Here is a 23,350-nt window from a genome sequence, read left to right as displayed (position 1 = left end):
AGTCGTACGGACAACGGGATTCACGGGGATGCCGGCAGACGTGAGCAGACGGATACGCCGCAGGGTGCGGGCCGCGCGGAGAGCGGCGGCCGCCCGCGGTGACTCCGGCATGACCGCGATCGAGTTCGTGCTGCTCACTCCCGTACTGTTCTTCATGATCTTCGCGACCGTGCAGTTCGCCCTGTACTTCTTCGCGGACCACGTCGCCCAGGCGGCGGCCCAGGCGGGAGCGCGCAAGGCGCGTGCCACGGCCGACGAACAGCCGGGCGCGTGGCGGGGCGAGGCCCAGGACGTGGTGGACAGCTACATCCAGCAGCTGGGCCCGCAACTGGTGCTGGGGCCTGACGTGAAGATGCTCCAGCCGGACCAGAACACCGTCGGTGTGGAGATCGAGGCCCGGGTGCCGACGGTGTTCCCGGGGCTTGACCTGACGGTGCACGCGCAGTCGGCCGGCCCGGTGGAGCGGTTCGTACAGGAGGAGAACTGATGACTCCGTCTCCTCCGGCTTCCTGGAAGGACAACCGACGGGCGGACGACCGGGGCCTGTCCACGATCGAGGTCGTGATCCTCGCCCCGGTGATGATCCTCTTCATCCTCGTCCTGGTGGCCTTCGGCCAGCTCGTCGACGGCCGCGGAGCGCTCGACGGAGCCGCCCGGGACGCCGCCCGCGCGGGCTCGATCCAGAAGGACCACGCCACCGCCATGGCCGAGGCCGAGAAGGCCGCCGAGGCGAACCTGGCGGACGTCTGCTCCGGCCCCGTGTCGGTCGTCCAGACGAGCCAGGGCTTCGAGCCCGACACCATCTTCACCGTCGAGGTGAGCTGCCAGGTGCGCGGCCTCGCCATGCTCGGCCTCGACGTCCCGACGACGCTGTCGGCGAGCTTCAGCTCCCCGCTCGACCCGTTCCGGAGGTCGGCGTGAGAAGCCTCCCGCCCTGCTGCCGGTCGTGGTGGGCCTCCCGTCGCGGACACCTGGACGACCGAGGCTCCGGCGCCGGCGCGGTCATCATCTTCGCGCTGGTCTTCCTCTCCCTCTCCGCGTTCGTGATCGACGGCGGCCTGTCCATCTCCAAGCGGGAACGGGCGGCCGACATCGCGGAACAGGCGGCCCGCTACGCCGCCCAGGACATCGACCGCGACGCCCTCTACGAGAACGAGGGCGGCCCCGCCCCGATCAACTTCGAGAACTGCAACGCCCGCGTGAAGACCTTCGCCCGCGAGATGGACATGACGGGCGCGGACATCGCGGCGACCCACTGCGTGGCGGCGGACGCCCAGCAGGTACAGGTCGAGGTGCAGCTCACCTACTCCCCGGTCTTCACGGGGATGTTCTACGGCGGCGACGTGGTCGTGCACGGGCAGGCGGTGGCGGAGAACGAGGTCGGCTGATGCCCGCCGCGCCCGTTTCCCGACCCTCTCGGCTCCGCTGAGCACTGAGCACGATTTCCCCCACTGGAGGTACACCCCCATGCGCACATGCACGACCACGGCGGCCGCGACCGCCCTGACCGCGGCGGTGGCGCTGCTGCTGACGGGCTGTGGCGGCTCGGACTCGTCGGGCTCGAAGGACTCGGACAAGATCGCGGGAGCGGATTCGGGTTCGGGATCTTCGAAGCCGTCGACGTCCGCCACTGGTGACGACATCGAGCGGCCGGAGATCAAGCTGCCGTCCGACGTGGAGAACGTCTTCGAGGGCGGTACGACCGGGGATCCGGCGAAGGATGCGGTGCTGGCGGACAACGAACGGCGCATCAACTCCATCGACCAGGCGATCACCGTCAACGCCAAGAAGTACCCCGCCCTGAAGTTCTACTCCAAGGGCGACGCGCTGGTGTCGGCGGCCTCCTACATCATGTCCTTCCGTGACGAGAACCGGAGCTTCACCGGCAAGACCCGGTACTACGACCGCGAGGTCACGCTCCACAAGGCCGGCGCCGCCTCCGTCACGTACTGCATGGACGCGACACAGACGTACCCGAAGGACGGGACGACCGGCAAGGTCGACCGGTCGGTCAAGGCGTCCCCGAGCGACTACGTCTTCTACAACACCCGTCTCGAGAAGAACGCCAAAGGCGTCTGGCAGACCACCACTGTCTCGTCCACGGAGGCCGCGAAGAGGTGCATGTGATGCGGCGTACGACTGTGCCGCGCGCCGTCGCAGCATCGGCTCTGGCCCTCGCCGTGGCGGCTGTGCCGTCAACGGCCACGGCTGGTGGCGGTCGCGGCGGCGGTGAGAACGGCGGCTACGAGGGCAGCGCGGAGGGCTCCGCGAACGACCGCGTGATCAGGGCCCAGACCAAGATCAGGGTCACCACCGACGGCGGCTCCCGATCCTCCACGGGAACCCTGACCCCGTCGAACAGCAACTGGACACCGCCCGCATGCTGGTACGAGCCGTCCTTCTCGCCCAAGGAGATCGAGACCACGGTGAAGCTGTGGCGGAGTATCGATGGGTTCGTGCTGCCCGGCGTCGGGGATTTCGTCGGCGACATGCTGGACCACCGCTACAAGGACGGGCACCCCTACAAGGACTACAACCTCGACAAGCAGGGCGAGGGAATGTTCTGGGCGGCGGTGAAGAACCCGAAGCGCAAGGACGACCCCGAAGCCAACTCCTGCGACAAACAACCCTTCTGGGTCGACGAGGGTGAACCCCCCAACGAGCCCCTGGCCGTCTCCCCCCAGGTCCTGGCCGAATACGCCTACGACGAACTCCCCGTCCCCGACACGGAGATCGAGATGGCACCCACGGGCAAGTCGACCGTGAACCTGCCCACTTGGATCTGGCTCGACAAGGCCAAGTTCAAGAAGCTGTCGGTGACGGCGAGCCTGCCCGGGACGGGCTTGTCCGCGACCACCACTGCAGAACCCGTCTCCCTGCACGTCGAACCGGGCACGGCCGACGCCCAGACCTACCCGGCCTCCGGCGAATGCGCGATCAACGCGGACGGCAGCATCGGCGCACCGTACGCGAAGGGCAAGGCCGACCAGACACCGCCCTGCGGCGTCAGCTACCTGCGCTCGTCCGGCTCCGACGGCCCCTACCCGCTGCGCGCCACGGTCACCTGGAAGATCAGCTGGACGAGCACGAACGGCGAGGGCGGTGACCTCCCCGACGGCACATTCGGTACGACGCAGGACGTGACGGTGCAGGAGATCCAGTCGGTGAACCGCTGATCCGGAACATTCGGTGGATCTGCACACCGTTCACCGCGAGGTCGTGAGAAACGAGGGCGGGAACCGAGCACCACTCACTCACCCCGCCGTGCATTGCCCTCCGGTACCGCGCAGTGGCAGAACATGTGAAGACGACAGGCATTTCGGTGACCGAAGGCTCACATTCATGACTTCGGTCACCGAACTCCGTCGCACCCCGATAACCACTGACTGGCCGTTCCTTCTCCCGACGTGCTTTGATCGGTCGCACTCCAGCACTTCGAATGATTTAAACGAAGGGAACCGCCCTCCATGGCCTTCACCCCGCAGATCCAGACCGCCCACATGTCCGACGCCGAGCTGGACACCATCGCCGGCGGCCAGGCGGGCGGCACCGCGGGTGCCGGCGCCGCGGCCGGTCTCTACGTCGAGACGACGGCCGCCGGTGTCACCACCGGTGTCGGCGGCGGCGTGGGCCTCGCCGTCTCGCCCGCGGGCATCGCGGCGGACCTGCACCTCAACGCCGCGGTCGCTTCCTGACCGCAGGCACACGAAAGGCCCCGGATCTCAGGATCCGGGGCCTTTTCACGTCAGCGGATAGCGGATAGCGGATAGCGGGCTTGCGGGCCTACTTACCCCCGCCCCCTTTACCGCCTTTCCCGCCCCGCTTGTCCTCGGTCTTCATCGCATCGTTGACCTGCTTGGCGAGCTCGTCATCAAGCTTCTTGAACTCACGGACGATGGCATCGGACATACTCGCCAGCGCATCGAGCTGCTGCGTGATGTCCTCGCGCCCGTCCTCCCAGTTTGTAACTCTCCAACTCGGTCAGCGGGAGCGCGAGGTCGCTCTTGCCGTGTTCAGACGGCTCAGATGAAACGGTACATACGCATCACAGCGTCGAAGATGTCATGGCACGAGCACGTCCGCGACACCGTACCGGCCGCCTACCAGCCCATATCCTTGGCCACCTCTTCCTGGGCTGCGGCGATCTCTTCCTCGCGTAATTGGTACGGCGTTCAGGTCGGTCTTCATCAGCCAGTCGAACAGCACGATGGCATCCGAGCGCCAGACATCAGGCGTCCGTATTCGGTCCCGGATCGGGGGAGTTGCCGGAGGCTCGCTGACTCGTAGGTGGCGACGGCGCCGGCGTTGGAGCTCGGGGTGCAGACGATCGCGCTGGACGAGCCCAGCTCCTGGGGTGCGGCCGCCGCGGCGATGCTGATGGGCCTGCCGTAGTGATGACCACGATGTCAGCGCTCATCCGTGAACCTCGACCCGTCCCACGCTGCCCGATGGACGGCTACAAAGTCGTGTGCCTGCTCCGGCCCGACCGCCACGATCCGCACGCGTCCGGCGCGATCGTCATCCGCAACAACCCGGGACCGTCAAGCAGTCCCACGGCGAGGAATCCCTCGGTTCCGTCTCCACGTCCGCACCGCTGCGGGGATCGCTCCCGCACCTGACCGCCAGAACCAGCTCAGGTCCCCCGGATGCAGTTGCACCGGCGCCCCTCGTAGTCACCTGGAGCATCCTCCTCGCTCGGAGTGCACCGACGCGTTCTGCCACACACCCTGCTCGTTCTTCGCCAGGGAGACCGAGTAGAGGACGTAGGGGTCCGTGCCTGCCGGGTTGCCCTCGACCTTGCCGGTCTTGCGGTTCCTGGTCTTCGCCGCGCTCTCGTCCGTGCAGTAACTGAGCGATGCTCCCTTGCCGTTCTCGGCCAGGTTGACCTTGGGGTTGAAGGCGGGCAGCTTGCCGATGACGGTGACGTTCTTGTCCGTGTAGGACTTGATCCACTCCTTGGTCAGCCCGCGAACCCCTTCTGTGTCGTAGAAGGCGACGGCCTCGCTGTCGGGGTCGTTCTCGATGATCGCCGCGTACCCGGCCCGGACTTCCTCCTTGCCGTCGTTGAGCACGGCCTGCTCGACGGGATCGCTGCTTGTCCAGTTCTCGAAGGTGAGCTGGAAGCTGCTCGGGATGGTGATGTCGGGGCGCTCGGGACCGGATGGCGTCGATGCCGATGCCGAAGTCGAGGGGCTCGATCCTGAACCAGCGCCCTTGGTGTCCTCCGGTGACTTGTCGTCACCTCCACCGCAGGCGGTCAGAAGCAGCGCAACCGTCGCGGTCAGCGTAGCGGCGGTGGTGGTCGGAGCGCGGCGTGCCACGGTTCGTCTCCCCGGTGTTCGATCGTCATCCGATGTGCGGAAGAGAACGAAGCTATCAGGGGCCGGTAATGGGCCCTTGGGAGGCAGTGGTGGGTTGTGTGGGGGAGGTGAGGAGTGTGGCGTGGCGATTGCGAATGACGTGGGAAAGCGTCAGCGGTTGATCGACTGGATCTCCTGGACGTTCATGTCCTGAGTGGTCTCGAAGGTGCCGTCGGGGAGGTCGCCGTTGGTGCCGTCGGAGCCTTCCCAGGTGATCTGCCAGGTGACGCTGGCGGAGAGCTGGTACGGGGTGCCGTTGGTGGCGCGGAGGTAGCGGATGCCGCAGGGCGGGGTCTTGTCGGCGTCGCCCTTGGTGTACGGGGTACCGATCGAACCGTCCTCATTGATCTCGCAGTCGCCGGAAGCGGGGAAGACCTCGGCGTCCTCGGTGCCCGGCTCCAGGTGGAGCGCGATCGGCTTGGCGGTGGTCTCGGCCCACAGCCCTGTGTTCGGCAGCTCGGCGCGGACCTTGACCTCCTTGAAGGTGCCCTTGTCCAGCCAGACCCAGGTCGGCAGGTTGACCGTGGATTTGCCTTCCGGTTTCAGGTCGACCTTCGTTTCCGGAACCTTGACCTTGTTGTATGCGTACTCGGCGAGCGTCTTCGGGGTGGGCGTGTTCGGGTCGTCCGGGACCTCGCCGGCGTCGACCCAGAACATGATGCGGCCGCAGTCCCAGGAGTCGGAGTCACCGGGGTCGGGCGCCACGCCGCGCCAGAAGTAGCCGTCCTTGCCGAGGTTGTAGTTCTTGTACCCCTCGGCGGTGCTGTTCGTCGGCGCTTCCAGATCGAAGTTGTCCGCCGGCTTGCCGTCTCGATAGTGGTCCGTCCAGAGCCCCTTGCCGATCCAGGACTCGTGGATGCCGACATCACCGCCGCCGTCCGTGTCAACGAACCTCTTCAACTGTGCGGGGCTGAAGGCGGGTTCGTACCAACAAGCCGGAGGCTTCCAGTTGGGGTCGACCGTGCCAAGGTTGCCTTCCTTGCCGCCGCCGTCCCCACCGCTCACGTACTTGATCTGAATGTTGGAGACGGATGCCGACAGGCTGCCCTTGCCGTCAGTGCCACCGCCGCTCTGCTCGTCGGCCGGCGGCACATTGGTGTTGTCTTCCGGTCCCGCGGCGTATGCGATGCTTCCGGACCACAGAACGGTGGCTGCCGTCAGACCGGCTGACCAGGCCAGAGTGCGTCGCGTGCGGCTCATCGCCGGCAACCCTCCACTCGCCCCTCCACCTCGATCTGCAGGACCTTCCAGACCTTCTGGGATCCTTGGGGCGGCTTCATCAGGAGGCGGAACTCCTGGAAGTCGTTGAGGCTTGGCTTCGTGTACCGAATCTTCTTCGTCTTGACGTTCTTGCCGTAGAACTTGCCCTGGTCTCGGCACATGGTCACGAGGACGCCTTTGGACGTGCCGACATCGTCGGTCTTGCCCTGGTAATAGCTGTCCGTTCCCGTCGCCGTCCAGTCGTCGTCAACCCATGCCTGGATCTGTGACTGGGCGTACTTCGTGGCGTTTCCCAGTGAGTAGAACTTGTATGCCGGATCCTCCGGGTCCTGGGCTGTGATGCCGTGGTTCAACGCCAGGATGTAGTTCTCTGCGCCGTCGAGGGCTGCCGCGTGCCGTGTGTCGGACGGCTTCGTGATGTCGAACTCGACCTCGAGGTCGCTCGGCAGGCTTACGTCCGGCCGACCGGCGACGGCAGAGGCGGAAGCCGAAGGGCTCCCCGCATCGGTGTCCGCGCCCTTGATGTCGTCCGGCGACTTGTCGTTACCTCCGCCGCATCCGCTGAGCAGGAGTGCCGCTGTCGCGGTGAATACGGCGGCGGTGGTGGTCAGAGCGCGGCGTGCCACGGTTCGTCTCCCCCGGTGTTCGATCGTCATCCGATGTGCGGCAGGGAACGAAGCTATCAGGGGTCGGTAATGGGCCCTTGAGGGGCAATGGTGGATTGTGTGGGGAGGTGAGGAAAGTAGCGTGGCGATTGCGAACGATGTGGGAACGCGTCAGCGGTTGATCGACTGGGTTTCCTGGACGTTCATTCTTCTGGCCCTCGGCGGTGCTGTTCGTCGGCGCGCCGGGCCGGCGGCGCAGACGAGGCATCCCGCGGCCAGGGCCACGACCGGCTTCGTGCGCCCGGCGCCGGTCAGCCTCGGCATTCCTCCGCCTTCCCCTCGACGGTGACCCGCTGGGCGCGCCACACCGGATTGCCCTTCACGGACGCCATGAGGACGGTGAATTTCTGGAAGCTGGCCAGGCTTTCCTTCGTGCGGTGCACCTTCTCCGACGTGACTTCCTTGCCGTAGACCCTGGACTGGTCCTCACAGAAGGTGACGCTGACCGTCTTGACCTTCTCCGACTCGTCGTCCGGGCTGGTTTCGGCCTGGTAGTACCGGTCCTTGCCCGTGAGCGTCCAGCCGCCGTCCACGTACTCCTTGATCCGCGAGTGCGCGTACCGGGAGGCCTGGCCCGACGAGTAGAACTGGAAGGCGGAATCTCCCGGATCCTGCTTCGTGATGCCGTGGTTCAGCGCTCGGATGTAGTTGGCGGCGTCATCGAGGGCTGCAGCGCTGTCCTGATCCGACGGCTTCTCGAAGTCGAAGACCACGTCGAGGTCCTTCGGAAGACTCACGTCAGGCCGGCCGACATCCGTCGACGCCGAGCCGGAGGGCGAAGCGGAAGGACTGCTCGCCCCCTTGTCGGCTCCCTTGAAGTCGTCCGACGAGTCGTCTCCGCCCCCGCCGCATGCGGTGAGCAGAAGCGCCGCTGTTGCGGTGAACGCGGCAGCTGTGGTGGTCAGAGCGCGGCGGGCCACGGTTTCTCCCCCGAAATTCGGCGTGTGCGACAGGGAACGAAGTTGGCAGGGGCGGGCAATGGAACCTTGAGAGGCGGTGGCGGGAACGCGTCAGCGGTTGATCGACTGGATCTCTTGGACGTTCATGTCCTGGGTCGTCTCGAAGGTGCCGTCCGGGAGGTCGCCGTTTTCGCCGCCCGTGCCCTCCCATGAGATCTGCCAGGTGACGCTGGCGGAGAGCTGGTACGGGGTGCTGTTGGTGGCGCGGAGGTAGCGGATGCCGCAGGGCGGGGTCTTCTTGGCGTCGCCCTTGGTGTAGGGGGTGCCGATGGAGCCGTCCTCGTTGATCTGGCAGTCGCCGGAGGCGGGGAAGGTCTCGGCATCGTCCGTGCCCGGTTCCAGGTGGAGGGCGACCGGCTTGGCGGTCGTCTCCGCCCACAGGCCGGTGTCGGGCAGTTCGGCGCGGACCTTGACCTCCTTGAAGGTGCCCTTGTCCAGCCAGACCCAGGTCGGCAGGTTGACCGTGGACTTGTTCTCCGGCTTCAGGTCGATCTCCGTGTCCGGGACCTTGACCTTGTCGTAGGCGTACTCGGCGAGCGTCTTGGGTGTGGGGGCGTTCGGTACCTCGGGGATCTCGCCGGCGTCCTGCCAGAACATCACGCGTTCACAGCCGTACGAGTTGGGGTCGTCGGGATCGCGGGCCACGCCGCGCCAGAAGTAGCCGTCCTTGCCGATGTTGTAGTTCTTGTAGCCCTCGCGGGGGATGAGGGACTGTTCCTTGTCGTTGTAGTTGTAGGCGTCCTTGCCGTCCCGGTAGTGATCCGTCCACAGCTTCTGGCCGCCCCACTCCATGTGGGGGCTGACGTGGCCCATGGCGAGGCCTGTCTCCGAGAACTCCTTGAGCTGCTCCGGCGTGTAGACGGGCTCGTACCAGCAGGGCGGGGGTTCCCAGTTCACGTCCGTCGACGAGAGGTTGCCGCTGTTGCCGCCGGTGGGGCCGCTCTCCTGGGTGACCTTGATCCGGGACTGGGTGACGGAAGCCGACAGCTCTCCGCTGTTCGCGTTGCCCGAAGGGCCGGAGGAAGCCGGGGGAACCGTCGTGTTTCCAAAGGAGCCGTCGGCGTGAGCCACGCCACTCGTCCACAGCACTCCGCCGGCGGCCATGGCAGCGCTCCAGCGCAGCGACCGTCGTGAGATCACCGCCGGCACTCCTTCGCCTCGCCGATGACCTCGATGTTCCAGGCCTTCAAGACCTTGGAGGAGCCGGACGGGCGGACCATGCGCAGCCTGAATTTCTGATAGCTGCTCAGGCTCTCCTTGGTGTAGAGGATCTTCTCCGTCTTGATTTCCTTGCTGAAGAACTTGGCTTGGTTCCTGCAGAACGAGACGAGGATGCCCTGGCCGCCGTTCAGCGTGGTGACGTCTTCGTCGTAGTACTTGTCCGTCCCGGTGACGGTCAGTCCTCGCTTCGTCCAGCCCTCGATCTGCGACTTGGCGTACTGCGCGGCCTGTCCACCGGGAATGGAATAGAACTGGTAGGCCGGGTCGTTCGGGTCCTGCTTGGCGATGCCGTGGTCCAGCGCCCGGATGTAGTTCTGTGCGTCGGTGAGCGCGGCTGCGTGCTTCGCATCGGACGGCTGGTCGAAGTCGAAGACCAGCTTCAGATCCTTCGGCACGCTGACGTCCGGGCGGTCTGCCCCCGCGGAGCCGGACGCGGTTGCCGACGGGCTCCTCGTGCCCGCGTCCGCCCCCTTGATGTCGTCCGACGACTTGTCGTCTCCGCCTCCGCCGCATGCGGTGAGCAGAAGCGCCGCCGTTGCGGCGAGCGCGGCAGCTGTGGTGGTCAGAGCGCGGCGTGCCACGGTTTCTCCCCCGAGGTTCGGCGTGTGCGACAGAGAACGAAGCTATCAGGGGCCGTTCGTGCCTCCATGCGTGACCATGGGGGACTGTGTGGGACGTGTGAGGAGCATGCGTGGCAGTCGCGAAGACGTGCTCGCGGCGCCTCGGTCGCACGGTCAACCGCCTGCGGCCGGCGGGGCAAATCGGACGTCAACCCCGTTCGTTCCCCACGCCCTTCGACGACCTCAATAAGAGTCCATAAGATCTCTGTAGGCTCAGCACACCTCAGGCTCAGCACACCTCTCGCCACCAGTTCGCCTCACCGCGCTCACACACGACCCCAGGACACCCGCCATGCCGCGACGCCGCACCTCCAGCTCGTCAAGCTCGACGGGAAGTACGACGGGAACGACGGCCCCGACGACGACTCCGAGGAACCGGACGCCGCAGCCGGTGAGGGTGCGGCGGCGGTCGTTCGGGGACTTCGTCAAGGCGTTCCTCGCCTTCGTCGCCCTGGCCGTTCTCCTCGTCGGCGTGCCCGGCGCGCTGGCCACGCAGATCGGGTGGCCGTTGCCGAACGGGGTGCCGAGTCTCGACTGGCTCCAGCAAGAGATCACCGTTCAGACGTTCCTGAACATCCTCACCGTCGTGGTGTGGCTCGCGTGGGCCCAGTTCACCGCCTGCGTGCTCGTGGAGATGAAGGCCGCGCTGTCCGGTGTCGGTGTGCCGGGGCGGGTACCGGGCGCCGGGCCCAGTCAGTTGCTCGCCCGGCAGCTCGTCGCCGCGCTGCTGCTCGTCGGCGCCACCGCGGCCAGCTTCACGCCCGGGCTGTCGCAGCTCGGGCAGAGCGGGTACGACGCCAACCAGAAGCCCACCGTCGCCGCGGCCCAGCAGACCCCGGGCTTCTTCGCCCAGCAGCAGGAGCAGGCCGCCGACACCGCGTCCGCCCTCGCCGAGCAGGCCTCGCACGCCGACGCCGGTGGCAGCACCGCCAAGCAGGGCGACACGAAGTACTACCGGATCCAGCCGCCCGAGGGACGTCACCACGACTCCCTGTGGGAGATAGCGGAACGGCACCTCGGCGACGGGCGTCGCTACAAGGAGATCTTCGAGCTCAACAAGGACCGCATCCAGCCGGACGGGTCCAAGCTCTCCGAGGCCAGCCTCATCCGGCCTGGATGGATCATGGAGATGCCGGGCGACGCGCGCGGCGGCGAGCTCGTGGAGATGCCGGACGAGGCTCCCAACGTGTCGCCGGACGTGCAGCAGCAGATCGCCGACTACGCCCAGACGGGGGACCACGCCCAGGGCGGAGGCAGCGGTGCCCAGGGCGGCGGGCACGAGCACGCCGGTGGCGGCCCCTCCGCATCCCAGGTGTCCCTGCCCGAGCAGCGCCCCGCCCCCGACTCCGGCCACCAGCAGGCCACCGGCGTCGACGCCGAGTCCGAGAGCTCCTTCGGTCTGCCCGAAGCCCTCCTCGGCGCTCCCCTCCTCGCCGCCGGTCTCCTCGGTGCCCTGGGGCGGCGGCGCCGGCAGGCGCTGTGGCAGTCGGCGTTCGGGGCCGTCGGCGGGCGGCGCGGTATGGAACCGCCCACGCCGAGCGGGGACGCGCAGGACGTGCAGGACGCGCTGCTCGTCGGGGCCGACCCCGAGGGTGTGCGGTTGCTCGACCGGTCGCTGCGCGGTCTCGCCGCCTCCCTCGCCGAGGAGTCGCGCGCGCTGCCGGTCGTGTACGCGGCCTGGCTCAGCAACGGCGACCTGCACCTCCAGCTCGCCCAGCCCGCCGGGAAGCCCCCGGCCCCCTGGCAGCAGGGGCAGGACCAGACCTTCTGGATGCTGGCCCGCACGGACGCCGAGCGCTACGAGGACGTCGACACGGCCGCGCCCTACCCGGGGCTCGTCAGCCTCGGCACCATGGACGACTCGCGGCTGCTGCTCAACCTGGAGGCCGTGCCCGGCATCGTCTCCCTCTCCGGCCGGGAGGCCGACCGGGCCGCCGTCTTCGCGTCCGTCGCCGCCGAGTTGGCGACGAACGGGTGGTCCGACCGCATGACCATCACGCTCGTCGGCTTCGGTGAGGACCTGACGCCGCTCGCCCCCAACCGGATCCGGCACCTCGAGGACATCGAGGCGCTCGTCGAGACCATGGAGGCCGAGACGCGGCAGCGGCGCGGAGCGCTGGGCGCCGCCGGGCACGACTCCGTCCTCACCGGGCGCACCGGGCCCGCCCAGCACACCCGTTGGGCCCCGCACCTGGTCCTGCTCGCCGCCCAGCCGTCCGCCGAGAACGCCGTCAAGCTCGCCGAACTCGCCTCCGACGCGAGCCGGCTCGGCATCGGCTACCTCGTCGGCACCGAGACCGGCGACCTGCCGGGCGCCGCCTGGGAGATGGAGATCACCGGCCAGGGCAAGCTCCTCGCCCCCCTCCTCGGGCTCGAACTCGACGCCCAGTTGCTGCCGGTCGCGCAGCAGCGGGCCGTGGTCGAGCTGTTCGTCGAGGCGGACCCGGAGCGCGAATCCGACAGGCCCGCGAACACCCCGCCGTTCCTCGTCGACATCAGCGAGCAGGGCCGGCCGGCCGTCTACGCCCGGCTCGTCGGACCGTACGAGATCATCGGCCTCGACACCCCGGACGGGGAGCGCAGCGCACTGCTGCACGAGGCGCTCGCCCTGCTGCTCCTGCACCGCGAGGGCGTGCACCCGCGCGTGCTGTCCTCCGCGCTGTGGCCGCGCGGCGTCACCGACGACGTACGGGGCGCGCTCCTGGACCGGCTGCGCGACTGGCTCGGCGCCGACCCCGACGGCACACCCCGCCTCGGCAGGGACGCGACCGGACGGCTCACGCTCGCCAAGTCCGTCGTCTCCGACCTGGACGTACTGCGGTCCCTCTACCACGAGGCCACGCAGGGCAAGGGCGTCGGCAGCCGGGCCGTGCGCGGGCGACTGCTCACCGACGCGCTCGTGCTGGTGCGCGGGCCGCTGCTCGCCGACCGGCCCGAGGGCCGCTACCGGTGGCTCACCCACGAGATCGTCGACGCCCAGCTGCCGCTGCTCGTCGCGGACACCGGGCTCGCGCTGTGCGAGTTCCACATGGAGAAGAACCGCGCCGAGAAGGCCATCGAGGCCCTCAACGCCGCCCTGCGCACCGCCCCGGCCGACGAGCGCCTGTGGCACGAGCTGCTGCGCGCCACCCACGCCACCGGCGACACGTCCCGGCTGACCGCGCTCGCCACCGATCTCATCGGCCGCAGCGGGGCCCGCGGGCTGCCGCCGCGTACCGAGGCACTGCTCGACGAGCTGCTGCCGACGTGGCGCGACGCGATCGCCGCGGTGGGATGAACACCGGGGTCCTGGTCATCGCCGCCGCGCTGTGGGGCGCGGCGGCGGGCGCGTTCCTGCCGCGCGCGGCCTACCGGTTCTCGGCCCCCTCGGGGGAGCCGTGGCGGGAGCGGTGCCCGGGCGGGCACGCCCTCAAGGGCCGGCTCACGGGCTGGCTCGGACGGGCCGCGTGCCCGGAGTGCGCGGAGGCCGCAGAGCGCGACGAGGCCGGATACGGGCCTCGTACGACACCACTGGTGATCGCCACCGCCCTCGTCTGTGCCGCCCTCGCCGCCGCCACCGGCACCCGGCCCGAGCTCGGCGTCTGGCTGCTGCTCGCGCCCGTCGGGGTGCTGCTGACGGCCGTCGACTTCCGGGTACGGCGGCTGCCCGACCCGCTCACCCTCCCTTTTGCCGCGGCCGCGCTCGTACTGCTCGGCCTCACCGCGCTCGTGCCCGAGCACGCGGGGGAGTGGACGACCGCCCTGCTCGGCTCGCTCGCGCTGGGCGGCGGCTACTTCGTGCTGTTCCTCATCAACCCCGCCGGGATGGGCTTCGGCGACGTCAAGCTCGCCCTGGGCGCGGGGGCGGTGCTCGGCTGGTACGGCTGGCCGACGGTGATGCTCGGCACCTTCGCCGGGTTCCTGCTGGGCGCGCTGTACGGCGGTGCCCTCGTGGTCGCGCGGCGGGCCGGGCGCAAGACGGCCATCCCCTTCGGGCCGTTCCTGATCTCCGGCGCCTTCCTCGGACTCCTGGCCGGGGCCTACGCGGCCTGACGTCCAGCGGCCCGAACGGCTGGCGTACGCTGGGCTGGTCCGTCCACAACCCTTACGAAAGGGACGCCCGGTGACCGAGAAGGCCGACCTTCAGCCCATCCTCGACCGTGCAGCCGCCGGTGGGCGGATCACCCCCGACGAGGCGCTCGCGCTGTACCGGGACGCCCCGCTGCACGCGCTGGGCGCCGCGGCCGACGCCGTACGCCGCCGCAGGTACGCCGGCACCGAGCACATCGCGACGTACATCATCGAGCGCAACATCAACTACACGAACGTGTGCGTCACGGCGTGCAAGTTCTGCGCCTTCTACGCCGCCCCCAAGGACACCGCCAAGGGCTGGACGCGCGACCTGGACGACATCCTGCGCCGGTGCGCCGAGACGGTCGAGCTGGGCGGCACCCAGATCATGTTCCAGGGCGGACACCACCCGGACTACGGCGTCGAGTACTACGAGAAGCACTTCGCGGCGATCAAGAAGGAGTTCCCCCAGCTGGTCATCCACAGCCTGGGGGCCTCCGAGGTCGAGCACATGGCCCGCATCTCCAAGGTGTCGGTCGAGGAGGCCATCCGGCGCATCCACGCCGCCGGGCTCGACTCCTTCGCCGGTGCCGGTGCCGAGCTGCTGCCCGAGCGGCCCCGCAAGGCCATCGCCCCGCTGAAGGAGTCCGGCGAGCGCTGGCTGGAGATCATGGAGATCGCGCACGGCCTGGGCGTGGAGTCCACGTCCACCATGCTCATGGGCACCGGCGAGACCAACGCCGAGCGCATCGAGCACCTGCGGATGATCCGGGACGTCCAGGACCGCACGGGCGGCTTCCGCGCCTTCATCCCGTACACCTACCAGCCCGAGAACAACCACCTGAAGGGCCGGACGCAGGCGACCCTCTTCGAGTACCTGCGGATGATCGCGATCGCCCGGCTGTTCATGGACAACATCGCCCACATCCAGGGCTCGTGGCTGACCACGGGCAAGGAGGTCGGGCAGCTCTCCCTGCACTACGGCGCCGACGACCTCGGCTCGATCATGCTGGAGGAGAACGTCGTCTCCTCCGCGGGCGCCAAGCACCGGTCCAACCGGATGGAGATCATCGACCTGATCCGCAAGGCCGGGCGGGTGCCCGCGCAGCGGTCGACCACGTACGAGCACCTCGTCCTGCACGACGACCCGGCGAACGACCCCGTCGACGACCGCGTGGTCTCGCACATCTCGTCCACGGCGATCGACGGCGGCACGGCTCACCCCGAGCTGAAGCTGCTCGCCTCCAACTGAGCGGCCGCGGAGAGGTAGTTGGAAACCATTCACACGGCCGACGCCGTCCGCGTCACCTGGGACTCCGAGCCCGTCAAGGGCGGTGCCGTGGCCGTCGGACGGGACCGGATCGGTGCCGTCGGAAAGCTCGACGACGTACGCGAGGCGTTCCCCCGGGCCCGGGTCCGCAGGTGGCCCGGGACCCTCGGTCCCGCCCGGGTCCACGAGGGCCCGCTCCCGGACGCCCCGAGCCCGCGCGAACGCGTCCACGAGGTGCTGAAGCTCGGCGCGGTCGCGGTCCTGGAGGAGTACGTCGACTCGCCGGAACTCCGGTCCGCCGCCGAGCGCAACGACGTCGTCGTCCTGCCGCGTGCGCGCGGCACCGCGATCGTCCCGACCGGCCGCGCCGACCTCGCCGTCTTCGACGACGCGGGGGAGTGCGTCGTGACGGTGTGCGCGGGGCGGCTCGTGCACCGGCGGCGCTGATCAGCGTCCCTTGATCCGTCGGTCCGCTTGATCCGTCAGTCCGCACAGGTGATCCGTCAGCCCGCGAACGCCTCCCCGAACGCCCCCGAACGCTGCTTCACCCCACTGCAATCGGTCGCGGGCCGGTCCGAGGCGGAGCCGTCCGCGCACTGCCGGTCCCGCGCGGCCGACCACATCGACACCCACCCGATGCCCTTCTCCTCGGCGAAGGCCCGGACCTCGGCCGCGTCGGCGAGCGTGAAGGTCTCGCCCTTGACGTCGTTGACGCCGATCATCGAGGTGAGCGCCATGCCCCGCCAGGCGGCCGCGTCCGAGGTGCCGAAGACCTCCTTCAGCTGGGTGTGCGCGGCCTTGGCGGCCGTGAGCGCGTAGCCGCCCATGTCGCCGTCGTACGAGGTGCCGTAGTTCATCGTCATCAGGTTGACCGTGGCGACCTGGACGCCGTTGTCGTTGGCGGAGCCGAGCAGCGCCAGGCTGTCCTTGCCCAGGCCCGAGGGCATGACCGGGAGCGTGAAGGAGACCTCCAGATCCGTACGTTCCTTCTGGAGCAGCGCGATCGCCTTCGAGCGCAGGTCGACGGAGGCGGAGTCGGCCAGCTCGTCGCCCTCGACGTCGAAGTCGGCCCGGGTGGCACCGGCCGCGTCGAGGGCTGTGCCGTACGCCGCCGCCAGTTCCGTCGCGCTGTCGCACACCGCCGCGAGTTCCTTGCCGGAGGCGCCGCCGAAGGAGACCCGGACCTGGGCGCCGTTCTCCACCAGTCGCGCGACACGGGACTTCACCGCCGGGTCGCCGATCGCGTGGCTGCCGTCCCAGCGCGGGGTGCAGTCGTCGCCGTCGGCCAGGACGAAGGCCAGGTTGTACGTCGTCGGGGAGCCGGCCGAGTCCGTGCCGGCGGCATCGGTGGCGCTGACGTACGGGGCGTACGCGGTGCCGGTCCCGGCAGGGGACGAGGTGCTGGGAGCGGCTGTCGCCGAGGGCGCCGGGCGTGCTCGGTCGACCGGTTCGGCCTGTTCGGAGCACCCCGTGGTGACCAGGGCGAGCAGGCCGCCCAGCCCGACCGCCGCCGGTTTCCGGTAACTCCTCATGGCGCACGCTCCCGTTCTCCTGATGTCGCTGTCCGCGGTTCAAGACCCCATACGTTTCCCGGCCGCAAACGTCTCACATCAATTCTGGTGCCCAGGGCGAGTTCCGCAGACAAACGCGAGAACTCTCGGAGAAAGGACAGGCTGAGTCGTTTCTCGTGGTTCTCTCACATGAAAACCCGAGTTTAGGGCACATGAACGCCTCCTGGTGTCCGGGGAATACATTCCGAGCCGGCCATCGAAAGCCGCGTCACCCGCGGTCGCCGCCGCAAACGCGGCAACGAGTCCGCCGAAGGTCCCGTGTTCATTGCCAATTCCGGACGCCGGGCCCGGCTGCTGCGCCGGATCGGCCTCCTCCTGGGGCCGTCCGCCTCGGATAGGCGACAGTGTTCGGCGCGGCCTTGGCCGGGGCACCTCGCTCACGCCGTCGCAGTTGCTGCCGTTCGCGGGTGCGGGGCCCGGGGGTGGCTCCGGTGGGCCCGGCGGTCCCGGGGGGCGGGGTGTCCGGCCCGGCGGTGTCCCCTCGGCTCCGCCGCAGGGAAGCGCCACTGTCGGTCCCACGTCGGCCCCGTCCCGGTCCCTCTCGCCGTCCGCATCCACGTCCGCATCCACGTCCGCCTCCGCGGTCGCCGACTGACCGAGGGTCGCCGTATGTCCACGACCCCCCTCCCGCGGCCGCCGCCGCGCCCCCTCCCGGAGGTGTTCCGGCTCGCGCCCGTCCCGGTCCTGCCGCCGTCCCTCGTCCCGGTCGTCGTCCTCCGGTATGCCCGGCAGCCGCCGGACGGCCGGCTCAACGCCCGGGCGGTGACGATCTGCCTCTGGCACGAGATCACGCTGGTCCTCGTCGTACCGCTGATCGACCGGTTCCGGGACGTGCCCGCGTTCGAGGCGTATCCGTGCTGCTGTGCGGGTGGGTTGGAGGACGTGGCGGCACGGCGCAAGCCGCGGCTTCTCCCGGGCGGGCGTACTGCAAGAATGGGCCCGTGACCCGCGCATCCCTGGACAAGCAGCCGCACGAAGTCGCCTCGATGTTCGACGACGTGGCGGAACGGTACGACCTGACCAACGACGTGCTGTCCCTCGGCCAGGACCGGCGATGGCGCAAGGAGGTCGCCAAGGCGGTCGACGCGCGCCCCGCGCAGAAGGTCCTCGACCTGGCGGCGGGCACGGGCACGTCCTCGCTGCCCTTCGCCCGCACCGGCGCCTACGTCGTCCCCTGCGACTTCTCCCAGGGCATGCTCAAGGTCGGCAAGCAGCGGCAGCCCTGGCTGCCCTACACCGCCGGGGACGCGACGCGGCTCCCCTTCAGGGACGACACCTTCGACGCCGTCACCATCTCCTTCGGGCTGCGCAACGTGCAGGACACGGACGCCGCCCTGCGCGAGATGTACCGGGTGACCCGGCCCGGCGGGCGGGTCGTGATCTGCGAGTTCTCGCATCCGACCTGGGCGCCGCTGCGCACCGTCTACACCGAGTACCTGATGCGGGCCCTGCCGCCGGTGGCGCGGGCCGTGTCCTCCAGCCCCGACGCCTACGTCTACCTCGCCGAGTCCATCCGGGCCTGGCCCGACCAGCCCGCGCTGGCCGAGCGGCTGGGCAAGGCCGGCTGGTCCCGGGTGGCCTGGCGGAACCTGAGCGGCGGCATCGTCGCCCTGCACCGGGGTTTCAAGGAGAGCTGAACCCTACGGGGAGCTGAGGGCCGGGTACGGGTCGCCGGGCTCGTCCAGCTCGCGCCGGAGACCGCCCCTGGGGGGCTTCGGGATCCGCGGCTCGTGCACGCCCCCGCCGCCCTCGCCGGGACCGAAATCGAACCACACGTAGACCATCGAGTCCCGCGGCACCTCGGCACCGGGGTGCGGGTACTGGCGGACGACGTAGTCGACGACGGCGAGATGGATGTCGGGCCGGTCCGGTGCGTTGAGAAGCAGGCCCTGCGCCCGGGCCGTCTCACGCGCGTCCACGGCCATCAGGCCCACCAGACGCGGTACACGCACTCCGGGTGTTTTGCGGGATATGTGCACAGATGTCACCCCCAGCGGTACAGGAAGGGTAACTCCCGCTCCACAGCGACCGGAAGCGACAGGTGTCTTTCTGTGACAGTCGACTACTCTCTGCTGCTGGACGCCCGGTTCGTTGAAGGCGGCCCTTCAGCCGGGTGATCAGTGCCGCTGCATAGACTGCCCGTGTCCAGTGCCGGTCGGCACGCAGATTCCGAACTGGGGGAGATCCCGCCGTGACCGTCGTGACCGAGCCCCTCTCCGAGAACACCGCCGATGTGATCGTCGTGGGCGCGGGGCCGGCCGGCTCCACGACCGCCTACCACCTCGCCAAGGCGGGCCTCGACGTCCTGCTGCTGGAGAAGACCGAGTTCCCGCGCGAGAAGGTCTGCGGCGACGGCCTCACCCCACGCGCCGTCAAGCAGCTCGTGGCGATGGGCATCGACATCTCGGAGGAGGCCGGCTGGCTGCGCAACAAGGGCCTGCGCATCATCGGCGGCGGGGTGCGGCTCCAGCTCGACTGGCCGGATCTCGCGTCCTTCCCCGACTACGGCCTCGTCCGCAAGCGCGACGACTTCGACGAGCAGCTCGCCCGGCAGGCCCAGAAGGCGGGCGCCCGGCTGTTCGAGCGCTGCAACGTGGGCGCGCCGATCCTGGACGACCGCACGGGCCGCATCACCGGCGTGCACGCCAAGCTCGGCGAGGAGAAGCGCGAGGTCACCTTCCGCGCCCCGCTCGTCGTGGCCGCCGACGGCAACTCCACGCGGCTGTCCCTGGCGATGGGCCTGCACCGCCGCGAGGACCGCCCGATGGGCGTGGCCGTACGGACGTACTTCACCAGCCCGCGCCACGAGGACGACTACCTGGAGTCCTGGCTGGAACTGTGGGACCGCCGCGGCCCCGTGGACCGTCTCCTGCCCGGCTACGGCTGGATCTTCGGCATGGGCGACGGCACGTCCAACGTCGGTCTGGGTGTCCTCAACACCTCCGACTCCTTCAAGGAACTGGACTGGCGCGAGGTCCTGAAGGCCTGGTGCGCATCCATGCCGGAGGACTGGGGCTACACCCCCGACAACATGACCGGGCCCATCCGCGGCGCCGCCCTCCCCATGGCCTTCAACCGCCAGCCCCACTACACCAAGGGGCTGTTGCTGGTGGGCGACGCCGGCGGCCTGGTGAACCCCTTCAACGGCGAGGGCATCGCCTACGCCATGGAGTCCGGCCAGATCGCCGCCGACGTCATCGTCCAGGCGCACGCGAGGGCGACGCCGGCCGGCCGTGAGATGGCCCTCCAGCGCTACCCGCGCGTCCTCAAGGACACTTACGGCGGCTACTACACGCTCGGCCGGGCCTTCGTGAAGCTCATCGGCAACCCGAAGGTCATGCAGATCGCGGCCCAGCGCGGACTCACGCACCCGATGCTGATGAGGTTCACGCTGAAGCTCCTCGCGAACCTCACCGACCCGACCGGCGGCGACGCGATGGACCGCATCATCAACGGCCTGAGCAAGGTGGCGCCGAAGGCCTGATCAGGCACGCTGGCACTCGCGTACGCGGGCCTTCGGTGCCGAAGGCCCGCTCAGCCGCTCAGCCGCTCAGCCGCTCAAAGCCGCGATGTTGGCGGCCCGGCGCGCGAACACCGCCTCGCGCCGGTCCGCCATCTGCCGCAGCGCGTCCTTGCGCTCCCGCCCGGACAACCGGTCCAGGTACACCTGTCCGTTCACATGGTCGGTCTCGTGCTCCAGGCAGCGGGCGAAGTAACCCGTGCCCTCGATCACGAGCGGTTCGCCGTCCCGGTCGTACCCGTGCACCACGGCCCGGTCCGGACGCGGCACGTCCATCGTGGCCCCCGGCACCGACAGGCACCCCTCGCCCTCGTCGAGCAGCCTCCGGTGAGCGGCGTCCAGCGGCTCCAGCACCGGGTTGACGATGTGCCCGACGTGCCGCACCCCCTCGTCGTCCGGGCAGTCGTACACGAACAGCCGCAGGTCGACCCCGACCTGGTTCGCCGCGAGTCCGGCACCGTCCGCGGTGTACATCGTCAGGAACATGTCGTCGATCAGCGCGGCGAGGTCCGGACCGAACTCGGTGACGTCCCGGCACGGCTTGTGCAGGACCTCCTCACCGACCTCGGTGATCCGCCGGACCCGGCCGCGCCGGGCCTCGGGCGCGAGCCGCGGGTACGAGTCGACGGGCCGTCCCTGTACGAAGACGCTCGGCATCTGTCTCTCCCTGTCTGCTGAGCCTGCTGTGGGTGGCAGGGAACGGAAGCTTCCGCCTCGGAACCCCCTCCCTGCCGTCAGGGAGCATCACAGCAGAACACCCGCAGCAGTCCCAGCAGCAGTCCGGCCACACCCGTAGACGCCCCTGACGGCCGCCAGGGGAGCCGCCGGGGCCATCGCCGAGGGGCCGGGCCTCGCGGCCGCCGCGGCGGCCTCCTGCGGCAGCAGGGCGCCTCGCCCCTCCTCCGGACATGCCGGGAGGGCCGCTGCCCCCGAGTGGCAGCGGCCCTCAAGCCCGTATGCGTGCGGTCAGAGGACGCGAACTGCGCCCGACGCCGGGTAGCCCGACAGGTCCTGGATGACGACGCCCTTGGACGGGTTGGCCGCGTCCAGGTACTGGCCGTCGCCGATGTAGACACCGACGTGGTACGCGGAACCCTTGCCGCCCCAGTAGAGGATGTCGCCGACCTGGACGTCGGACAGCGGCACGTCCGTGCCGGCCATCGACTGGTCCTGCGAGACGCGCGGCAGGTCCACACCAACCTGCTTGTACGCGGCCTGCACGAGGGAGGAGCAGTCCCAGGCGTTGGGACCGGTGGCGCCCATGACGTAGGCGTCGCCCACCTGAGCCTTCAGGAAGGCGATGACGGTCGCGACGCTGCCGCTGGAGGGCGCCGACACCGACGTGGAGGCGGACGCGGACGCGGAAGCGGAGAGCGTGGCGCGCTCGGTGCTGCGCGTGGCGCGCTCGGCGGCGGCCTTGCGGGCGGCCTCGGCGGCCTTCTTCTTGGCCTCCGCCTTCTTCTTCGCCTCTGCGAGGTCCTTCTTTGCCTCCGCGGCGGCCTTGGCGGCGGCGGCGTCACGCTCGGCGCGCAGTTCGTAGTTCGCGGCCGCCTGCTGGGTGGCGGCGGCGGACTGGGCGACCTGAGCGGACATGTCGGCCGTCAGGGTGGGCAGTTCGATGGTCTGGGTGACCGGCTCGGCGGCGTTCGCCGAGGCCGAGGCACCCGCCGCTGCCATGCTGAGAACGCCACCGGCAACTCCGGCACGCAGGGCGATCGAAGAGGTCGCGCTGCGGCGGGGCTTCCGGTGGCTGCGTATGTGAGCGGTGTGGGACATGGGAACAACCGGTACCAGGGGCTCCTTCATATCTTCAAGAAACGTGGGCTGCGCCACAGTTGTTCAATCGGGTCCCCAAAACCCCTGCGCGAGGCCCTTTATTGACGCCGTAACGGACATTGCGGGCGCACCGTGATCGGCCTGTGATCACGGTCTTTGATCAATACGCCCGAATTGCCCCGCACCTACCATCGGTTGGGCTGGTTGGCCAAGCCCCGTTCTCATGGACCTCTCATGTGTGTGACGGAGGTCACGGAACGGCTGTCGCGGTCGGTGCGTCCGGCGTCGGAGATCACGGCCGGATCACGGCCTCGCGAAGATCGTGAACGAATGCACGCGTCCACACCCCGCTCCGCGCGCCCTCTGACGTGTGAACGCGCCACTATCAAGAGATCGATTCCATCGCCAATTTGCATGCAAGGGAACTCTCTTGATATTGAGACGCCCCCTCCGGCCTGCGCTGACGAGCCAAAATGTCACGTCTGGTGATCACTCGGACGCTTCGGGTGTGAAGATCACCGCTCATCCGACTTCATGATCGATCGTCAGGTGGTGGAGATCACAAAGCTTGTGCAATACCCCGTGTCGCAGATCACAGAGCGTCGGGCATAAGATGCACGCGGTTGGGCTTGTGACCTGCTTCACATGTTCCCGATCTTCGCCGGGGCGGGCGGGGTTCGAGGGACGGGTGGGCCGGATGTGAGCCTGACGCAAACCGCCAGCAGTCAGTGCCGACTGAGAGGAGCGAGGAGCGGTGAACGCTTATGCGCCCATCCTCGTACTGGGAGCCCTCGGGGCAGGCTTTGCGATCTTCTCCGTGGTCATGGCCACGTTGATCGGGCCCAAGCGGTACAACCGGGCCAAGCTCGAGGCCTACGAATGCGGGATCGAGCCGACCCCCACGCCGGCCGGCGGCGGGCGCTTCCCCATCAAGTACTACCTGACGGCGATGCTCTTCATCATTTTCGATATCGAGATCGTCTTCCTCTACCCCTGGGCCGTCACCTTCGACGCCCTGGGGATTTTCGGGCTCGTGGAGATGCTGCTCTTCGTGCTCACCGTCTTCGTCGCGTACGCGTACGTATGGCGGCGCGGCGGCCTGGAATGGGACTGAGGG

The 23,350-nt window shown here is 69.1% G+C and carries 23 protein-coding genes and 3 pseudogenes; 14 read left to right on the top strand and 12 right to left on the bottom strand.

Going from position 1 to position 23,350, the window contains the following annotated elements:
* Window positions 1–28: 28 nt before the first annotated feature.
* The 6 genes from MQE23_RS18775 (at window position 29) to MQE23_RS18750 (ending at window position 3,695) form a co-directional block, all read left to right on the top strand.
* Window positions 29–487 (top strand): TadE family protein, encoded by a 459-nt coding sequence (locus MQE23_RS18775; protein ID WP_037669214.1) that lies wholly within the window; start codon window positions 29–31, stop codon window positions 485–487.
* Entirely contained in the window at window positions 487–921 is a 435-nt protein-coding gene (locus MQE23_RS18770; RefSeq protein ID WP_020272656.1) for a TadE/TadG family type IV pilus assembly protein, read from the top strand. The genes MQE23_RS18775 and MQE23_RS18770 overlap by 1 nt, the downstream gene beginning before the upstream one ends.
* Entirely contained in the window at window positions 918–1,388 is a 471-nt protein-coding gene (locus MQE23_RS18765; protein ID WP_020272657.1) for a pilus assembly protein TadG-related protein, read from the top strand. Before MQE23_RS18770 ends, MQE23_RS18765 begins: the two co-directional genes overlap by 4 nt.
* Window positions 1,389–1,467: 79 nt before the next feature.
* Complete coding sequence (locus MQE23_RS18760; protein WP_243379653.1) at window positions 1,468–2,127, top strand: hypothetical protein; 660 nt, start codon at window positions 1,468–1,470, stop codon at window positions 2,125–2,127.
* A complete protein-coding gene (locus MQE23_RS18755; protein WP_243379652.1) occupies window positions 2,127–3,176 on the top strand; it encodes a hypothetical protein in 1,050 nt (349 codons plus the stop codon). The genes MQE23_RS18760 and MQE23_RS18755 overlap by 1 nt, the downstream gene beginning before the upstream one ends.
* Window positions 3,177–3,467: 291 nt before the next feature.
* Complete coding sequence (locus MQE23_RS18750) at window positions 3,468–3,695, top strand: hypothetical protein (protein ID WP_020272659.1); 228 nt, start codon at window positions 3,468–3,470, stop codon at window positions 3,693–3,695.
* Window positions 3,696–3,783: 88 nt separating this feature from the next.
* On the opposite strand, the pseudogene MQE23_RS18745 reads toward MQE23_RS18750, so the two are convergent.
* The 8 genes and pseudogenes from MQE23_RS18745 to MQE23_RS18710 form a co-directional block, all read right to left on the bottom strand.
* Window positions 3,784–3,985, bottom strand: a pseudogene (locus MQE23_RS18745) (hypothetical protein).
* Window positions 3,986–4,187: 202 nt separating this feature from the next.
* Window positions 4,188–4,667: pseudogene (locus tag MQE23_RS18740) on the bottom strand (hypothetical protein); the annotation flags it as partial.
* Window positions 4,668–4,673: 6 nt separating this feature from the next.
* Entirely contained in the window at window positions 4,674–5,321 is a 648-nt protein-coding gene (locus MQE23_RS18735; protein ID WP_243379651.1) for a hypothetical protein, read from the bottom strand.
* A gap of 150 nt (window positions 5,322–5,471) precedes the next feature.
* Complete coding sequence (locus MQE23_RS18730) at window positions 5,472–6,560, bottom strand: hypothetical protein (RefSeq protein ID WP_243379650.1); 1,089 nt, start codon at window positions 6,558–6,560, stop codon at window positions 5,472–5,474.
* Window positions 6,557–7,207 (bottom strand): hypothetical protein, encoded by a 651-nt coding sequence (locus MQE23_RS18725; protein ID WP_243379649.1) that lies wholly within the window; start codon window positions 7,205–7,207, stop codon window positions 6,557–6,559. Before MQE23_RS18725 ends, MQE23_RS18730 begins: the two co-directional genes overlap by 4 nt.
* A 290-nt stretch (window positions 7,208–7,497) precedes the next feature.
* The gene (locus tag MQE23_RS18720; RefSeq protein WP_243379648.1) at window positions 7,498–8,166 is read right to left on the bottom strand and encodes a hypothetical protein; all 669 of its coding nucleotides are present in this window, start codon (window positions 8,164–8,166) and stop codon (window positions 7,498–7,500) included.
* A gap of 90 nt (window positions 8,167–8,256) precedes the next feature.
* Window positions 8,257–9,354, bottom strand: a complete 1,098-nt coding sequence (locus tag MQE23_RS18715; protein WP_243379647.1) for a hypothetical protein — start codon at window positions 9,352–9,354, stop codon at window positions 8,257–8,259.
* Window positions 9,342–10,007 (bottom strand): hypothetical protein, encoded by a 666-nt coding sequence (locus tag MQE23_RS18710; RefSeq protein WP_243379646.1) that lies wholly within the window; start codon window positions 10,005–10,007, stop codon window positions 9,342–9,344. The genes MQE23_RS18715 and MQE23_RS18710 overlap by 13 nt, the downstream gene beginning before the upstream one ends.
* Before the next feature lie 331 nt (window positions 10,008–10,338).
* Between MQE23_RS18710 and MQE23_RS18705 the strand changes: the two genes are divergently transcribed.
* The 4 genes from MQE23_RS18705 to MQE23_RS18690 all read left to right on the top strand — a co-directional run bounded on the left by MQE23_RS18705 (window position 10,339) and on the right by MQE23_RS18690 (window position 15,813).
* Entirely contained in the window at window positions 10,339–13,323 is a 2,985-nt protein-coding gene (locus MQE23_RS18705) for a BTAD domain-containing putative transcriptional regulator (RefSeq protein WP_243379645.1), read from the top strand.
* Entirely contained in the window at window positions 13,320–14,078 is a 759-nt protein-coding gene (locus MQE23_RS18700; protein ID WP_020272667.1) for an A24 family peptidase, read from the top strand. Before MQE23_RS18705 ends, MQE23_RS18700 begins: the two co-directional genes overlap by 4 nt.
* A gap of 70 nt (window positions 14,079–14,148) precedes the next feature.
* Window positions 14,149–15,348 carry a cyclic dehypoxanthinyl futalosine synthase gene (gene mqnC / locus MQE23_RS18695; RefSeq protein WP_243379644.1) on the top strand — a complete coding sequence of 400 codons (1,200 nt, stop codon included), beginning with the start codon at window positions 14,149–14,151 and terminating at the stop codon, window positions 15,346–15,348.
* Window positions 15,349–15,366: 18 nt separating this feature from the next.
* Window positions 15,367–15,813, top strand: a complete 447-nt coding sequence (locus MQE23_RS18690; RefSeq protein ID WP_243379643.1) for a hypothetical protein — start codon at window positions 15,367–15,369, stop codon at window positions 15,811–15,813.
* Between the two features lie 56 nt (window positions 15,814–15,869).
* Here the strand turns inward: MQE23_RS18690 and MQE23_RS18685 are convergent, their stop codons facing one another.
* Window positions 15,870–16,898 (bottom strand): chitinase, encoded by a 1,029-nt coding sequence (locus MQE23_RS18685; RefSeq protein WP_243379642.1) that lies wholly within the window; start codon window positions 16,896–16,898, stop codon window positions 15,870–15,872.
* Between the two features lie 789 nt (window positions 16,899–17,687).
* Here MQE23_RS18685 and MQE23_RS18680 point away from each other — a divergent pair.
* Both MQE23_RS18680 and MQE23_RS18675 read left to right on the top strand, forming a co-directional pair.
* Window positions 17,688–17,882 (top strand): annotated as a pseudogene (locus MQE23_RS18680) (acyltransferase); the annotation flags it as partial.
* A complete protein-coding gene (locus MQE23_RS18675) occupies window positions 17,879–18,574 on the top strand; it encodes a demethylmenaquinone methyltransferase (protein ID WP_020273595.1) in 696 nt (231 codons plus the stop codon). The pseudogene MQE23_RS18680 and the gene MQE23_RS18675, both read left to right, overlap by 4 nt.
* 3 nt (window positions 18,575–18,577) lie before the next feature.
* Here MQE23_RS18675 and MQE23_RS18670 read toward each other — a convergent pair whose 3' ends face one another.
* Window positions 18,578–18,889, bottom strand: a complete 312-nt coding sequence (locus MQE23_RS18670; RefSeq protein ID WP_082319916.1) for a PASTA domain-containing protein — start codon at window positions 18,887–18,889, stop codon at window positions 18,578–18,580.
* A 239-nt stretch (window positions 18,890–19,128) separates the two neighbouring features.
* Between MQE23_RS18670 and MQE23_RS18665 the strand changes: the two genes are divergently transcribed.
* On the top strand, window positions 19,129–20,421 hold the full coding sequence (locus MQE23_RS18665) for a geranylgeranyl reductase family protein (protein ID WP_020273593.1): 1,293 nt from the start codon (window positions 19,129–19,131) through the stop codon (window positions 20,419–20,421).
* Window positions 20,422–20,487: 66 nt separating this feature from the next.
* Here the strand turns inward: MQE23_RS18665 and def are convergent, their stop codons facing one another.
* Complete coding sequence (gene def, locus MQE23_RS18660; protein ID WP_243379641.1) at window positions 20,488–21,114, bottom strand: peptide deformylase; 627 nt, start codon at window positions 21,112–21,114, stop codon at window positions 20,488–20,490.
* A 309-nt stretch (window positions 21,115–21,423) separates the two neighbouring features.
* On the bottom strand, window positions 21,424–22,263 hold the full coding sequence (locus tag MQE23_RS18655; RefSeq protein WP_037670107.1) for an NlpC/P60 family protein: 840 nt from the start codon (window positions 22,261–22,263) through the stop codon (window positions 21,424–21,426).
* A gap of 724 nt (window positions 22,264–22,987) precedes the next feature.
* Between MQE23_RS18655 and MQE23_RS18650 the strand changes: the two genes are divergently transcribed.
* Window positions 22,988–23,347 carry an NADH-quinone oxidoreductase subunit A gene (locus tag MQE23_RS18650; RefSeq protein ID WP_003974383.1) on the top strand — a complete coding sequence of 120 codons (360 nt, stop codon included), beginning with the start codon at window positions 22,988–22,990 and terminating at the stop codon, window positions 23,345–23,347.
* Window positions 23,348–23,350: the final 3 nt, after the last annotated feature.

It is taken from the genome of Streptomyces sp. HP-A2021 (genome assembly GCF_022807935.1).
Lineage (GTDB): Bacteria > Actinomycetota > Actinomycetes > Streptomycetales > Streptomycetaceae > Streptomyces > Streptomyces afghaniensis.
This window is presented reverse-complemented; position numbering and strand designations above follow the sequence as displayed.